This window comes from Cellulosimicrobium sp. NPDC030954, assembly GCF_055571305.1.
In genome coordinates this window covers 33298-48271 of record NZ_JBVIFN010000004.1, presented here as the reverse complement: position 1 = coordinate 48271, position 14974 = coordinate 33298, and the positions used below count along the sequence as shown (strand labels likewise).

Annotated in this window: 14 protein-coding genes and 1 pseudogene; 2 read left to right on the top strand and 13 right to left on the bottom strand. The window is 74.8% G+C overall.

What is annotated here, in order from left to right:
• Complete coding sequence (locus ACZ402_RS09980) at positions 1-1134, top strand: glycosyltransferase (protein ID WP_375823532.1); 1134 nt, start codon at positions 1-3, stop codon at positions 1132-1134.
• Here the strand turns inward: ACZ402_RS09980 and ACZ402_RS09975 are convergent.
• The 9 genes from ACZ402_RS09975 to ACZ402_RS09935 all read right to left on the bottom strand — a co-directional run bounded on the left by ACZ402_RS09975 (position 1122) and on the right by ACZ402_RS09935 (position 11622).
• The gene (locus tag ACZ402_RS09975) at positions 1122-2510 is read right to left on the bottom strand and encodes a hypothetical protein (protein WP_375823531.1); all 1389 of its coding nucleotides are present in this window, start codon (positions 2508-2510) and stop codon (positions 1122-1124) included. The genes ACZ402_RS09980 and ACZ402_RS09975 overlap by 13 nt on opposite strands.
• 250 nt (positions 2511-2760) lie before the next feature.
• Positions 2761-3984, bottom strand: a complete 1224-nt coding sequence (locus tag ACZ402_RS09970; RefSeq protein WP_375823530.1) for a hypothetical protein — start codon at positions 3982-3984, stop codon at positions 2761-2763.
• Positions 3981-4325 (bottom strand): hypothetical protein, encoded by a 345-nt coding sequence (locus ACZ402_RS09965; RefSeq protein WP_375823529.1) that lies wholly within the window; start codon positions 4323-4325, stop codon positions 3981-3983. The genes ACZ402_RS09970 and ACZ402_RS09965 overlap by 4 nt, the downstream gene beginning before the upstream one ends.
• Positions 4322-5263, bottom strand: a complete 942-nt coding sequence (locus ACZ402_RS09960; RefSeq protein ID WP_253049233.1) for a polysaccharide pyruvyl transferase family protein — start codon at positions 5261-5263, stop codon at positions 4322-4324. Before ACZ402_RS09960 ends, ACZ402_RS09965 begins: the two co-directional genes overlap by 4 nt.
• Positions 5260-6363 carry a glycosyltransferase family 4 protein gene (locus tag ACZ402_RS09955; RefSeq protein WP_375823528.1) on the bottom strand — a complete coding sequence of 368 codons (1104 nt, stop codon included), beginning with the start codon at positions 6361-6363 and terminating at the stop codon, positions 5260-5262. The genes ACZ402_RS09960 and ACZ402_RS09955 overlap by 4 nt, the downstream gene beginning before the upstream one ends.
• The gene (locus ACZ402_RS09950) at positions 6360-7466 is read right to left on the bottom strand and encodes a glycosyltransferase (protein WP_375823527.1); all 1107 of its coding nucleotides are present in this window, start codon (positions 7464-7466) and stop codon (positions 6360-6362) included. Before ACZ402_RS09950 ends, ACZ402_RS09955 begins: the two co-directional genes overlap by 4 nt.
• 7 nt (positions 7467-7473) lie before the next feature.
• Positions 7474-8997, bottom strand: a complete 1524-nt coding sequence (locus tag ACZ402_RS09945; protein ID WP_375823526.1) for a sugar transferase — start codon at positions 8995-8997, stop codon at positions 7474-7476.
• A gap of 202 nt (positions 8998-9199) precedes the next feature.
• Positions 9200-9766 (bottom strand): peptidase, encoded by a 567-nt coding sequence (locus ACZ402_RS09940; RefSeq protein ID WP_375823525.1) that lies wholly within the window; start codon positions 9764-9766, stop codon positions 9200-9202.
• A 95-nt stretch (positions 9767-9861) separates the two neighbouring features.
• Positions 9862-11622 (bottom strand): DUF4012 domain-containing protein, encoded by a 1761-nt coding sequence (locus ACZ402_RS09935; protein WP_375823524.1) that lies wholly within the window; start codon positions 11620-11622, stop codon positions 9862-9864.
• A 244-nt stretch (positions 11623-11866) separates the two neighbouring features.
• On the opposite strand from ACZ402_RS09935, the gene ACZ402_RS09930 reads away from it, so the two are divergent.
• A complete protein-coding gene (locus tag ACZ402_RS09930) occupies positions 11867-12412 on the top strand; it encodes an arsenate reductase/protein-tyrosine-phosphatase family protein (RefSeq protein WP_375823523.1) in 546 nt (181 codons plus the stop codon).
• 47 nt (positions 12413-12459) lie between these two features.
• Here ACZ402_RS09930 and ACZ402_RS09925 read toward each other — a convergent pair whose 3' ends face one another.
• The 4 genes and pseudogenes from ACZ402_RS09925 to ACZ402_RS09910 form a co-directional block, all read right to left on the bottom strand.
• A complete protein-coding gene (locus ACZ402_RS09925; RefSeq protein ID WP_375823522.1) occupies positions 12460-12645 on the bottom strand; it encodes a hypothetical protein in 186 nt (61 codons plus the stop codon).
• 168 nt (positions 12646-12813) lie between these two features.
• On the bottom strand, positions 12814-13104 hold the full coding sequence (locus ACZ402_RS09920; RefSeq protein WP_253049218.1) for a helix-turn-helix domain-containing protein: 291 nt from the start codon (positions 13102-13104) through the stop codon (positions 12814-12816).
• A 51-nt stretch (positions 13105-13155) separates the two neighbouring features.
• Complete coding sequence (locus ACZ402_RS09915) at positions 13156-13677, bottom strand: TrmH family RNA methyltransferase (RefSeq protein WP_375823521.1); 522 nt, start codon at positions 13675-13677, stop codon at positions 13156-13158.
• A 666-nt stretch (positions 13678-14343) separates the two neighbouring features.
• A pseudogene (locus tag ACZ402_RS09910) lies at positions 14344-14974 on the bottom strand (hypothetical protein); the annotation flags it as partial.

The following is a 14974-nucleotide window of genomic DNA, read 5'->3' as shown; positions in this document are numbered from 1 at the left end:
ATGGCCGGCCGACGCCTGCGGGTCCTGCACGTGGCCACGCTCCTCACCCCCGACGGCGCGTACGGGGGTCCCGTCCGCGTCGCGACCAACCAGATCCGGGCGCTGCGTGCACGAGGTCACGACGCGATCCTCGTCGCCGCTGCGGCAGGTTTCGACGAGCTCCCGACGACGTGGGACGGCGTGCCGGTCGTGACGTTCCCCGCCGTCCGGGCCGCGCCGGGCGCGGGGTTCGCGGGGCTCGCCGCACCCTCGATGGTGCGGTGGATCCGGGCCTGCGGGGCTCGTGCCGACGTCGCGCACGTCCATCTGGCGCGCGACCTCGTCACCCTGCCGGCGGCGGTCGCCTGGGCCCGGTCGGGCAAGCCCTACGTCACGCAGACGCACGGCATGGTGATGCCGTCCCCGCACCCGCTCGCGGCGCCCCTCGACGCGGTCCTCACGCGCCGCGTCATGGCTCGCGCGTCGACGAGCTTCGCCCTCACCCCCGTCGAGGAGGGCGGCCTCCGCACGCTGTTCGGCCCGGGAGTCAGCATCCAGCGGCTCGTCAACGGCGTGCCGGCGGGCGGGACGAGCGACCCGCAGCCCCCCGACCACCATCCCGAGGTGCTGTTCCTCGCCCGCCTGCACCCCCGTAAGCGGCCCGTCGCCTTCGTCGACGCCGCGGCCCGTCTCGCGCCGCGGTTCCCCGAGGCCCGGTTCCGGATCGTCGGTCCGGACGAGGGCGAGGGCGCCGCGGTGCGCGACCGGATCGCGGCACTCCCGGCGGGCGTCCGCGGGCGGGTCGTCTGGGAGGGGGCGCTGCCTCCCGAGCGCACGACGGCCCGGCTCGCGCGCGCGTCGCTCTACGTCCTGCCGTCCGTCGACGAGCCGTTCCCCATGAGCGTCCTCGAGGCGATGTCGTGCGGGGTCCCCGTCGTCGTGACGCGCACGTGCGGGCTCGCGGAACCGGTCGCGCGCGCCGCGGCGGGCGAGGTCGTGGGCGAGGGCGTCGACGATCTCGCCGCCGCGGTGGCACGATTCCTCGACGACCCCCGTCTCGCCCAGGACGCGGGCCGCCGCGCGCGCGACCTCGTCCGGAGGGACTACTCGATGGGCGCGGTCGCGGACGCGCTGGAGCGCGCCTACGCCCGCTGAGCCACGGCACCCCGGACACCTCGGCCTGCACCGACGCCCGGCCCCAGCGCGACCGCGGCGGCGACGAGAGCGACCGGCACCCAGAGGTAGCGGTTGTACATGCTCGGCGCGGTCGCGCTGAACGCGAGCGCCGTGACGCCGACCGCGTACACGCGGGCCTGGAGCGCCGTCCGGGGCACGGCCCGCGCGGCGCGCAGCGCCGCCACCACGAGACAGCCGAGCAGGCCCGCCGCGAACAGGACGCCCCCCTGGTAGAGCGCCGCGACGGGCAGGCTGTGCACCCCCAGCGTGTCGACGACGAGAGAGGACCGGGCGTCGAGACCGGCCCCGCTGACCGGGTCCTGCAGGAAGCCCCGCCACCCGAGGACGATCGTGTCCCACCGGGACGCCGAGGTGTTGAGCGACGCGTCGCCGCCCGACAGCCCGAGGACCTGCGCGACCCGTTCCGCCGGCCGCAGCGCGCCTTGCGTCTCGCCGAGCACGCCGCCCGCGAACCAGAGCGCCGCACCGGCGATGACGGCCGCGACGGCGACTCGCCCGACAGGGATGCCGCGCAGGAGAAGGAGGGCGGTGCTGCCGAGGACGGCCGCCAGCATGCCGCTCACGCTGCCGCTGAGCACGAGACCCACGACTCCCGAGAGAGCGGTGCCCACGAGCAGGAGACGCTGGAGCCCTCCCAGGCCGCGCGTCAGCCCGGACAGGCCGATGACGACCGCGAGCGACGCGATGGCACCGGTGTCGCTGACGTGGCCGGTGAACCCCGTGTAGCGGCCTGCGGTCGTGACGACCCCTCCGGGGATCGCGCCCGGGCCGAGCGCGAACTGCACGAGCGTCCCCAGCGAGCACGCAGCCGCCCCGACGCCGAACGCGACGAGGCCCCGCCGCAGCCGCCGCTCGTCGTCGAGGAGGACCGCGAGCTGCCACGGGAGAACGAGCGCGACGTACAGCACGCGGACGAGGCTGACGAGGCTCTCGGTCGGCGCGGGAGAGCCCGCCGTCGCGAGGCAGCCCCCGACCACCAGCAGCACCGCGGCGGGCAACGCCCAGGCGCCGTACGGATGCGGCGTGGGCTGTCGGCCTATGGCCGCGAGGCACAGCGCGAGACTGGCCAGGAGGACGACGTCTCCCACCGTGATGCCGCCGCCCACCCGCAGCACCATGAGCGACACGAGGACGAGACCGCCGTACAGGAGCACCCGCGCGAGAGCCAGCACGGGGTCGCGCGACCCGTCGCGACCCTCGTGGACGACCTCGACGTCGCGGGGAGCTCTCGCCGCCCTGCGGGCGCGCCCGCCCGGAGGGCGGCCGGCGACTCGTCCCACTCCTGGCGGGACGACCCCCACCGATTCCTCGGTCACCGAGAACTGGTCATGCATCAGTCATCCCCTGCCCATCTCTCCGCCGCCACCCGGACCACCCGCGGGGCCGCCGACGACGCCGCCCCGCCGAGCCGCGACGGCACGCCGGGAGTGCGCGACGCACCGCTCACCTCGATCTCGAACTGCGCGAGGTGCCGGCGCCGGGAGACGACGCGCGCCCTGCCCTCTCGACGCGCTCCGTGCCCTCTCCGTCCCGGACAGAAATATGGACCGCGCAATGACCACGAGGCCGCACCGTATTCACGCTTCACAGGGCCGCCGCGTGATAGGTCCGCGCCGCCGCGGGAAGGAAGAAGACGACATATCCGATCCCTCCGAGGACGAATCCCAGGACGAGGCTCACGAATGGCCCTCCGACCAGATATCCGATCACGAACCCGCACCAGGTCACCGCGACCATGCCGACCCGCGCGCGCGTCACGACGGACTGCGCCTTGAAGATCCGCATGACGACGAGGTGCGGTCCCACGAGCCCGCCGCAGGCTGCGAAGCAGCCGACCGCCGCGAGCGCGACGACGAGCTCCCCGCGCTCGATGCCGGACGGCTGGACCGCCCCCGCCGCGGCGACGAGCACGAGCACCGCGCCGAGCGCGGTCGCCCCGCCCGCGGACAGCAGGCCGAGGCGCCGTCCGCGCCGGACGAGCGTGGCGTCGTCGGGCCGGCCGGTCTCGCTGACCGCGTCCGAGAGCAGGTTCAGCGCGACGGCCGCGAAGAGCACGTTCACCGGACCGTAGAGCGTCTGGCTCAGCCGGAACGCGCCGACGCTCGCGCTCACGGAGAGCGCGCCGAGCACGAGGAGCGGGACCGTCGTGGCGAGCTGGGCGACGAGGAACTCCCACGCCTGGGAGCGAGCCCGCGTCCCGTACACCGAGTACCGCGAGAAGCGGGGCACGCGGTGTGCCGCCAGCGCGAGCGGGACCGCCGCCACGGCGTAGCCTGCGCACCACACCGCGTAGAAGGCGACGAGCGGCTGCGCCGTACCGGCGACGACGAGGACGGCGGGCACGAGCAGGAGACGGATACCGTCCGAGACCGCAACCGCCCCGTTGCGTCCCTGGCCGATGCAACGAAACCGCAGCCAGTCCTGGACGACCGGCGCGACGCTGAGGACTCCCAGCAGCGTCGCGCCGCCCACGCCGAGCACGGTCACGGCGAGGTCCGCCGCCGCGACGAGCACGACGACCGTCCCCGCGGCGGCGGCGACGTAGCGAAGGGGGACGACGGCGTGGGGGTCCGTCCGCCGCTCGATGAGCGCGGGCTGGAAGAGCCCGCTCCGCACCAGCCCCGTCCCGACGTTCAGCACGAGGAGAGCCAGGCTGAAGCTCGCGAACTCGTCCGGCTCCATGTGCCAGGCACCCAGGAGGACGACCGCTGCACCCGCCGCGCTGGCCGCGGCCTGCGAGAGGACGAGCGGCCGGGTCAGGGCCGCCGGGACCGCGAGGGACCGCCGTAGCACGTCGGGAGGCGTCATGCGTCGAGCCTCACGACCCGGCTTCCTGCGAGCAGCGCGCCCAACCGGGGCGCCAGCGGGGCACCCCGCCTCCAGTACACGACCCCGATGCCGGCGTTGAGGATGGTCCGGCGCCAGCGCCAGGGCATGACGAACCGCCCGAGGCGAGCCGCTGCGTCGGATCGGCGGTCCGTGACGCTGAACCGCAGGTGCGTGGCCACGGGGTCCAGGCCGGCACGGGCTGCCTCGTGCCACGCCCGCTCGTCGGTGACGAGCACGAAGTCGGCCACAGGGTCGCAGTCCGCGACGGTCCGCCCCGGCCCGTCGAGCACGGCCGTCGCCTCCGGTCGTCCGCGCGTCATCGCTCGATCCCCCAGCGGCGGCGCCAGGAGTCGACGGCGTCCCGCGGGACGTCGATGCGGACCACCTCGCCCGAGCGCAGGTCCTCCTGGTAGCGCCGTGCCGCGTGGCGCGAGGGCGCTCGCAGGCCGACCGACCGCGCGATCTCCCGCGCGCGGTTGTCGATCGACAGCACGAGGGTGGGCACGCCCCGCTGCATCGCTCGGATGCCGCCGTGGAGCCGGAGCCCCACGTACGCCGTCCCCGGCGCGTCGAGCACCGCGTCGAAGTCCTCGAGGCGCGGGCCGAGCATCGTGCCCGTGCCGGCCCGGAGACCGTCGACGTACTCGCGGTCGCCGGGGCCCTGGGGCCAGAAGAGCACCTCGTCGAAGCGTTCGGCGAGCGCCCGCACGAGCCTCCGGTCGGCCAGCGGGTCCTGGCTGTAGTCGGTGAACGTCACCACGACGCGCCGTTCGTCGGACGGGAGCGTCTGCTTCTCCACGCCCCACAGCGTCGGGCAGCTCGTGTGCACCGCGGGCACGCGCGCTCGCCGCAGCTTCGCGAGCGAGTACTCGTCGCGCACGGCCCAGGGCACGTCCCCGGCCAGGGACCGCAGCCACGCCCCCGAGGCCGGGTCGATCCCCGCACGCTGGTACTGCCACCAGCCGACGCCGAGGAACGTCAGCCGCCCCCGGCACAGGTCGACGTCGGCGGCGGGCCAGTGCCACGCGCGACGGAAGCGCATGTGGTCGGAGAGCAGGTTCGTCCCGCACACGACCACCGACCGGGCGCCGCGCAGGGCCGCGCGATGGGTCGCGTCGAGCCTCCCGTGCATCGGCACGAGCTCGACCTCGGTGCCCCGCTCGCGCAGCGGCGCGACGAGCTCCGCGTCGACGGCCTCCGAGATGATCCGGTCGCCGACGTTCGTCGACGCCGCTCCCGGGTCCACCACCACGATCATCGGACCGCTCCTTCCTCGAGGCTGCTCAGCCAGCCGCGGTAATCCGCGCCCACCCGCTCCCACGTGGCGGAGCCCTCCGTCCACTCCCGGGCGCGGCGGCCGAGGTCGCGGTTCCCGTCGACCTCGTCGAGCGGCCCCAGCAGACCGGTGGGGCGGGCGAAGTCGGCGACGACGGCCGCGCCCGCAGACCGCAGCGGTCCCGCCGCGTGGATCGTCGACGAGACGACGGTCGGGACCCCGGCGGCGAGCATCTCGAGCAGCGTGATGCTGCACGACTCCCAGCGAGAGGGGTGCAGGTAGGCGCGGCAGCCCGTGATGAGCAGCCACTTCTCCTCCCCGCGCGCGTTGCCGCGCAGATCGACGGTCCCGTCGAGGCCGAGCTCGTGGACCAGTCGGGCGGTCCGCTCGCGACCACCCCGGAAGTCGGGTCCCGCGAGCACGAGGCGCGGACGCGGCGCCGGGAGCTCGGCCCAGCGGCGCAGCAGGTTGTCGATCCCCTTGTGGTCGGGGTCGTAGCGACCCATCCAGAGGAAGTAGTCACCCGCTCCGACCCAGCGAGGGACCTCCTCGGGCGCCGGTGCGCCGTTGGGCAGCACGAGCGCCGGCGCGGTCCGGCCGCGCGCGACGTCGTCCGCGAGGCGGCGCTCGGACGGGTAGAACACGTGCAGCCAGTCGACGCGGCGCACGACGGACGCCTCGGCGGCCCGCCGGGCGCCGGCCACGTCACGCAGGCGCGACGTGATGCCCGGCTCGTACACGCCGTGCGGCATGAGCACCACGACCGCGCCGCGCGCCCGGGCGCTCCGCGCCGCGACGACGTTGCTCACGACCCAGCCCTCGTGCAGGTAGACGACGTCCCCGGGCCGCACCTCGCTCGCCAGGCCCGTCGGTACCCAGCTCGTGCGTCCCCGCCCGAGGTGCGTGACGGTGCGCACGCTCCCCCGCAGGTCCTCCGGCACCTCTCGCGGTGCCGGCACGCTCGCGCACAGCACCACCGCCTCGTATCCCGCGCGGCGCGCCTGGCGCACCCAGTTCTCGACGGAGTCGGTCACGCCGGACGGGTGGGCCAGGAACCGCGCGTAGTAGTGGACGACCCTCATGCCGCCTCCTTCACGACCTCGTGCACCGACCGCACGATCCGTTCGGCGGCTGCCTCCGTCGACGGCACCTCGCCCGTGGCCCCCGCCGGACGGTCCGTCGCGGCGAGGCGCAGCCACGCGGCGGCGAGGTCCGACGGCGTCCCGGGCACGGTGAAGAGGTCGGACCCCTCGGTGAGGTACTCGATCTCCGGGGCGTGGCGACCGACGTCGCTGGTCAGGACGGGCAGCCCGAGCGCGAGGGCGTCGACCGCGACGAGCCCCACCCGACCAGGGTTCAGCAGCAGCCGCGACACCGCGGCGGCACGCGCGGTCCCCCGTGCGTCGACCTGCCCCAGTACCACGACGCGGCCCGTCTCGGCGGCCAGGTCCTCGAAGACCCGCCGAGCGGGTCCGTCGCCCGCCACGAGGAGCCAGACGTCGGGGTCCCGACGCAGGGCCTCGCGCACGGTCCCGACGACGAGGTCCGGCAGCTTGTGCGCGTTGAGCGCCCCCAGCAGGAGCGCGGCGCGGGCATCCCCCGGCAGCCCGACGGCGTCGCGGTAGGCGACCAGGTCCCGATCGTCGAGGGCGGCCCGCTCGCGCCGCAGCGTGCGCGTGTCGGTGCTGTTGCCGAACGACGTGACGCGGTCCGCCGGGACCCGTGCCGTCTCCAGGACGTGACGACGTCCTGCCTCGGTGTACGTCAGGACGTGCCGCGCGCGACGGTTCAGCCAGGCCTCCCAGCGCCCTGCGAGCTTCACCTCGTCGGCGGTGTAGGAGGCGCCGTGGCCCCAGGTCACGTACGGCCTCCCGCGCAGGGCGGCCGCCAGTGCGTCGAGGTTGCCCGCCTGCATCTCCGTGACGAGCACCGCGTCACGCCACTCCGTCGGGACCACGCGACGGACCAGGTGCCGCCCTCCGGGGCCCACGCGCACCACGCGCACGGGCACCTCGGTGGCCCAGGCCGCCTCGACCATGTCGCCCCGTCGGCGACGGCGCCGCATCTGCTCGAGGTCGCCCCCGTAGAAGACGTGCGCGTCGACCCCGCGCTCGTCGAGCCCCTCCACGACCAGAGCGAACAGGTGCTCCCGGTACGCCGGGACGTAGGGCTGGGTGATCGCCACCCTCGGCCTAGTACGCACCGTCACGCCCCACCACCGCCCGCAGCGTCCGCAGCAGGATGAGGAGGTCCCCGGTCACGGTCCAGTTCTCGACGTAGTACAGGTCCAGCCGCACGCTCTCCTCGAGCGTGAGGTTGTTGCGGCCCGAGACCTGCCACAGACCGGTGAGCCCGGGCTTGACCAGCAGCCGCCGGCCGATCTCGTCGTCGTACTGGTCGACCTCGAGCGAGACCTGCGGACGAGGTCCGACGAGGCTCATCGAGCCCCCGAGCACGTTGAAGAGCTGCGGGAGCTCGTCGATCGAGTAGCGGCGGATGAAAGCACCCACCCGGGTGACCCGGGGATCCTGCTTGGGCTTGTAGAACACGCCGACGTTGCCCGCGCCGAGGACGTCCTCGAGCCGGGACTCCGCGTCGACGACCATCGAGCGGAACTTGAGGACGGTGAACGGCTCGCCGCGCAGCCCGACGCGCTCCTGCGCGAACAGGACCGGACCGCGGCTCGTGAGCCGCACCGCGAGCGCCGTCACGAGGAGCGGGACGCAGAAGAGCACGAGGAGGCCGAGCGCGCCGACCACGTCGAACGCGCGCTTGAGCACGTGCTGGGGGCCGGAGTACCCGGGCGCCTCGACGTGCAGGAGCGGCAGCCCCGCCACCGGCCGGGTCCGGATGCGTGGTCCCGCCACGTCGGTCAGCGCGGGCGCGAGGACGAGGTCCGCCCCCCACGGCTCGAGGTCCCACGCGAGCCGCTTGACGGTCCGGGGCGTCACGAGGTCGGACCCCGTGACCATCACGGTGTCGGCCCGCAGCGGCTCGACGAGGCGCGCGGTGTCACCGACCCCGCCGACCACCGGCACGCCCGCCACCGTCTCGTGCGGCTCGACCGCGCCTCCCGGGACGCACGCGCCGACGACCTGGTAGCCGCTGTCCGCCGCCTCTTGCAGCCTCTCCACGAGGTGGGCGGCTCCGTCCCGACCGCCGACGACGAGCGTCCGCGACCGGCAGCGGCCGCGCCGGCGCAGGCGGACCAGTCGGCGCCGCACCGCCCACCGCCCCAGCAGGAGGAGCACGAGCCCGACGGGCAGCGCGACGGCGACGTACCCCCGGGCCAGGTCGTACCGGACGAGGTACGCCGCGATCGCGACCACCCCGAACACCGCGATCGTCGTGTTGACGACGCGCGCGTACTCGGGCGCACCGGAGCCCAGGCTCCGGCTGTCGCGCGAGAACGCCGCCCGCAGCGCGCACCACCAGACCGCGAGCAGGCCGGCCGAGATGGCGACGTACCGGGCGTCCAGGACGGTCCCGCCGATCCCGTCGAACCGGACGAGGTACGCCGTCGCGATGGCGGCGCCCACCGCGAGCGCGTCGACGGCGGCGACGCGCCGCGCGAGCCGCGGCTTCCAGCCCGGGCGCCGATAGGCGCCGAGGGCGATCCGGACGAGCTGTCCGGTGTCGAAGGACGGCGTCGTGACCGGCCGTCCCGTCCGTTCGAGATCGACGGTGTCGACCTCGTGATCCTTCTCCAACGTCATGGTGCCCCCTGCGACGTCCGTGGACGCAGCCCCGACGGTCCGCCGGCGCGCGACCGCCCCTCAGGGCGTGCCGGACGCCGCCGTCACCGACGGTCTGCCGAGCTCTCCGCCGCAGGTCCGGACGTCGTCGTCACGGCGGCGGCCGGTCGCCGGGCGACCGGTGTGCGTGCGCTGCACCCGTCGTCGAGGACGGGTGCCCGGCTCAGGCCTTGGTCCCCGCCGAGCGGCGTCGGCTGCGCGCGACCAGGACGGCCGTCGCGCCACCCGCGACGAGCAGGACGGCGCCGCCGAGCAGCAGCACGTCGTCGGACCCGGTCTCGGCGAGGCCGCCCGAGGTCCCGTCGCCCGCGCCGTCGGCCGAGTCGCCGCCCGAGCCCGTGCCACCGGCCCCGTCGGAGGCGGGGACGGAGACGATCTGCTGGCTCGACAGCACGGTCCCGTCCGCGTCGGTCGCCACCAGGGAGAAGGTCCCCGGCTCGGAGAGCGTCACCGCGAACGACGCGAAGCCGTCGACGGTGTCCTTGGTCAGCGCCTTCGTCCCGGCGATCGAGATGGCGCCGTCCGGGACGTCGGGCGACGAGATCGTCAGCGTGATCGTCGGGTTCCCGGCCGGTCCGCCCACCGTGACGGTGAACGTCTCGCCGACCTCGGGCGTCGCGGTGGAGACGCCGACCTCGTACTCGTCCGCCTCGTAGGCGGACGCGACGGCCGGTGCCGCGGCGAGCGCCGCGGCGAGGAGCAGCGTGGTCGCTGCGCGTCGAAGCTTCATGTCAAAGGCCCCCTGCCTTCGTCGTCGGGCGCGGGGACCTCCGGTCCGCCGACGTCACGGACGTCGGTCGTCGCACGTGCCCCCGCCGTGCTCCCTCAGGAGAACACACCCGTGCCGCACCCGACAGCCGGGAGGGCCGTCGTCTCGTTCCTGGCACCTGGAGTTTTCCTCACCGAAACACTGCCTCGCTGGTTCTTGCCGCTGACGACCTCGTACTCGTACGTCGCGGACTCCCCCGGCGCGAGCGCGACCGACCGCGCTCCGACGACGAGCCCGTCGTGCACCTGGGCGAAGAGCCCGGGCTCGCCCTCGCCCGACGACGCCCCGCGGATCCCTCCGCCCTGCGGCGCGTAGACGAGCAGGTTGGTCCGTATCGTGCCGTCCCCTCCGGCTCCGAGGACGTACTCGGGCAGCTCTGCCGCCTCCGCGCGGGTGAGCGTGGAGGCGAGCGTCACGTGCACCGTGAAGGCCTGCGAGCCGTCGGGACGGCACGTCACGTCGTCGACCGCCACGGTGGAGTCGAGGTAGTAGCCGGTCTTGGACGCGGTCGTCGCGTTGAGGTAGACCCCGACGACGGGAGACGTCGGGCCGCCCGCGGGATCGGTGCGGCGGCCCTCGAGCTCGCCAGAGAGGACCGTGCCGGCCAGGAGGTCCTGCTCCGCGGCCCGGGCGGACCACACGAGCAGACGACCGTCCCGGGCCGACCCGGCGAGCGCGTCGACGAGCGCCGCGGCGTCCCCCTCCCCCGTGGTCAGCGAGCCGAGCACCTCGCGGGCGACCACGGCCAGCACGGCGTCCTGCTCCGCCGGGTCCGCGTGGTCGACGTAGACGCCGTGGAGCAGGTAGGCGGCCGCGTCCTGCGTCGTGAGCCGGAGCGTCCCGCCGCCCGGCGTCGCGACCTCGACCGGCCCGACGCCGCCGAGCACCCCCGCGAGGGCCACGGGGTCGACGGCGACCACGCCGTCGACCTCCGCACCCGTCTGCCGCAGCCAGGCTTCGCGCGCCACGCGTGCGGCGCGCGGGAAGTCGGGGGTGGACGTGACGTTGAGCATGTACCTGCCGAGGTCGTCGCCGAACAGCGCGGCCTCGGAGCCGCTCAGGTCGACCACGCTCTCCGGGAACGCACCGAGCGCGCTGCCCGGACGGACCTCCACGAGCTCGACGGCGCCCGACTCCGCCCGGAGGTGGAGCACCGAGCCAGCGATCCCGCCCGTCGCGCGCGGCTCGGCGTTGTTCTGGACGAGCACGAGGTAGTCCCGCACGCCGTCGGCGCCGAGCATCGGCGGGACGAGCTGGACCGCGCGTGCGGCGGTCGCCGTCTGGGAGGCGACGCCGCCGAGCTGCTCGCGCAGGTCGTCCACCGCGGCGGCCAGCGGGCTCACGAGGGTGGAGGTGTCGATGCCCGCGACGGTCTCGTACGACGCCACGACCGCGCGGTCCGCGGCGACGACGTCGTCGCGCGCCGCGCGGAGAGGCCCCAGGTCGACGGCGCCGGCGGTCGGCGCGAGGGCCGACGGGGACGCGACGGCGACGGCGTCCGCGAGGCGCGGGAGGGCGTCCTGAGCGACCCGGTCGACGGCGCCGGTGGCCTCCCCGAGGGCTCGCGCGTCGTCGCCGACGAACGGCAGCGCGCGGGCGACCGTCCAGTGCGGGCCGTGCGTCGCGGACGCCGCGACGCGTGCGGACCGACGGACGTCGTCGATCGCCGCGCCGGCGTCCCGCCCCGTCCGCACCTGCTCCTGCAGGGCGGGCAGGGTGGCGGCCACGTCCTCGAGCGCGGCACGCGCGCGCAGGACGTCCGTGACCAGCCACACGGACCACGCCAGCGCTACCACGAGGGCGATCCCGCCGGCCACGGCGACGCGCCTGCGCCGCCCCGGAGAAGGCGCTCGGCGGGACGGTCGCCGTGCCGCAGGACGACCTCGTCCTGGCTCCGGTCGTGCGGAGGGCGCGACCAGCGTCGCGGCGCCTGCCCACCGTGGGCCCCACCCGTCGTGCACCATGCCGCCCCCCGCGACTCGCCCCCGACGCGACGGCTCCGGTGCGGGCCGCCGCTCGCGCTACATTACCCAGACCCACGGTCGCCAGGAGGTCTGAAGCGTGCTCTCCGTCCTCGTCGTCTGCACCGGCAACATCTGCCGGTCGCCTGCGGCACAGCTCGTGCTCGGTGCCGCGCTGGACGACTCCGTGGTCGTGGCCAGCGCCGGGACGGGCGCCGTGGTCGGCGCACCCGTCGCGCCCGTCATGGCCCGTCTCCTGTCGGACCGCGGCCTCGACCCGTCGGGCTTCGTCGCCCGCTCGCTCACCGAGGACCTGGTCCGCTCCGGGGACCTCGTGCTCACGATGACGCGCCGGCACCGGGCCGCGGTGCTCGAGCTGGCGCCGTCGGCGCTCCGGCGGACCTTCCTCGTCACGGAGCTCGTATCGATCGCGGAACGGCTGGGAACGGGCGCACCCGGGGCGGACGACGCAGCCCGGCTCGCCGACGTCGCCGCCGCCGCGCCCCGGGCGCGCGCGAGCCTCGACCTGGAGCGCGACGCCCCGGACGTCGAGGACCCCTACGGACGGTCGGAGGACGTCTACCGCCGCGTGCTCGACCGCATCGAGGCCGACGCGCGGCGGCTCGTCGCCGCCCTGCGCGGGTGACCGGTCCACCTCCCTGCCCCCTGCACAAGGAGGGGGACCGGCTGCCGTCAGGGTCGTTGGAGCACCGTGACGACCACCACCACGACCGCTCCCCACAGCGCGAGGCCTCCGCCGCACCCGATGGCGAGGCCCTCGGCGCCCGTCGCGCCACGGCGACGGGCACGTCCCGCGGGGACGATCGCGGTCGCTGCGCCGAGGACGACCAGTACCCAACCGACCGTCACCCAGAGCATGCGGGCAGCCTGCCCGGCACCCCGGCGGCTCGCAGGCTGGACATCTGTCCAGAACTGGCCGCTTCGTCCGGTATCGACGCTATCTCCGGCATGCACGAGCGATTTGTCGCGAACATTCACCCGCTCCCGCCGACGCTACCGCTCAGATGGCGAGACGACCTCGGCTCCTCAGGCGTCGGTCGAGCGTCCCGGACGCCGCGCCGAACCCTCCGCCGGACCCGGTCCCGGGTCTACGGGGAGGGCCCGCACGGCGGGTCCGATCCGGTAACGGCGGTCCGTGCCCTGGACGAGCCAGCGGTGCGCGACGAGGGTCTGCGCGATGCGGAAGGCCCCCGGGCGGCTCACGCCGAGACACGACGCCAGCTCGGCCAGGCGCATCGCCCCCGACTCGGCGACCAGCTCGACGGTGCGCACCGCGCGTGACACGGACGCCAGGACGTACGACCCCCTGCTCGACATGCTCGGAACCCTAGGAGCCCTCCCCGCCGCTCGCACCGCACGCCCGGGCTCTCACGCCAGGCCCGCCAGGCGGTACAGCACCAGGCTGCCCGCGACCGCGACGTTGAGGCTCGCGCCCCAGCCCGCCATCGGGATCTCGACGCACTCGTCGACGCGCGCGAGGACGTCGTCCGGCACGCCGTGCCGCTCGTGCCCGAGCAGCAGCACCGTCGGCTCCCGCGCCGGACCGAGCCGCGGCAGCGGCGTCGCGCCCTCGGCGAGCTCGACGGCGACGAGCCGCTTCCCGGCGGCCTGCTCGGCGTCGAGCCACCCCTCCTTCGACGGCGCGACCCAGTGGAGGCACAGACGTCGTCCCTTGAGCGTGTCGCCCACGGCGAGCGCCGCCCGCCGGTAGTGCGGCGTGCGCGGCACGGCGAGACACGCCCCCACGGCGTCGCACGTGCGCAGGAGGGTTCCGAGGTTGGCGTCGTACGCGACCCACAACGGCGCGACGACCAGGTATCCCCAGCAACCGTGCCGGGACGACCGGCGGGCGCGGCGCAACTCGCGCGGCGTGGACTTGGCGCCGCTCATCGGCGCGGTACGGGAGCTCCCCAGGTGTGGTCGTTCATCGTGAGGCGCCTTTCAGCGGCGGCGCCGGGCCCTCGTCGGACGACGACGGTGCGTCGTCGTGCGGGTCCCAGGCTAGCGCGTCGGCACGGCCACCAAGCCAGCACGACGCGCGGTCCGCGGACGACGAAAGCCCGGGACCATGCGGCTCCGGGCCTCGAGCTCGGTGGGCGGTACTGGGTTCGAAGAAGCCCTCGAACCTGCCATGAACAGTGCCGACACGACACGACGAGCACCGTTGCGACTTCAGTGGGCCCTGAGGTCCTGTGCCTCGAACGGTCGCACTGAACTGTCAACACACGATACCCGCACTCCCGGTCGGCCGCTCCGCGACGAGCGCCTCCGCCTGCAGCAGCCGCAGCGCCTCGCGCACGGGGTGCGCGAGACCCCGAGCTCCGCGGAGTGCACCTGTTCGATGAGCCGGGCGTCGGGTGCAAGCAAAAGCATCGACGATGCAGCCCCGCAGCACGTCGTACACCGCACGGGCACCGACTGACGGCGGGCCAGGCCCGCGTCGCCGGGGCCGTCGTGGCCTGCCCGACGGCGGGGCGCAGGTCCGGCGTCGTCGTCACCTTGCCATCGGGCCACACCCGCTGGACACTTGTATACAGATAGCTGGAGACGAATCGGTTACGATCCGGACGGCTCCTCGGCGGTGCCCGTCTCCAGCGCTCGAACCAGTGCGGCTTCCCGGTCCGCGGTCCGCCCGCATCTCGCGCTCGTGGCGCGGATCGACGCCACGCCGTCCACGCGGTGGTCGTCCGCCGCGTACCCGTGGCTGGCCGCCGTCAGCTCGGTTGCGACGACCTCGGCCTTCATCAGCTCGGCGCCCGGTGCGCCGTAGAAGTGCAAAGACTCCGAACGGGGCGCCAGGAGAAGTCCGGCGAGCGCGCCGTGGAAGAGATCGCCCCCCTGCCCCTCCGCCAGGTGACGGCGCAGCACGTCGTGCTGATGGCCGTCCTCAGCAACGTCGCGCACGGCGACAGGGCGCGTCAGGCATCTGGGCATGATGGCGATCGGCCCCTTCATGCCCGTGAGAAGCTGCCCGGCAAACTCGTGAAACTGCCCCGCTCGGGCGATGGTCCATGGGACCGGTCCGGAAGCGACCACTCGCTCCTGCGCGAGCTTGCCGGCGTAGTACGAGACGTCGATGTCGTCGATGTCGTCGATGCCGACGATGCCGACGATGCCGACGATGCCGACGATGCCGACGATGCCGACGATGCCGACGATGCCGACGATGCCGACGATGCCGACGATG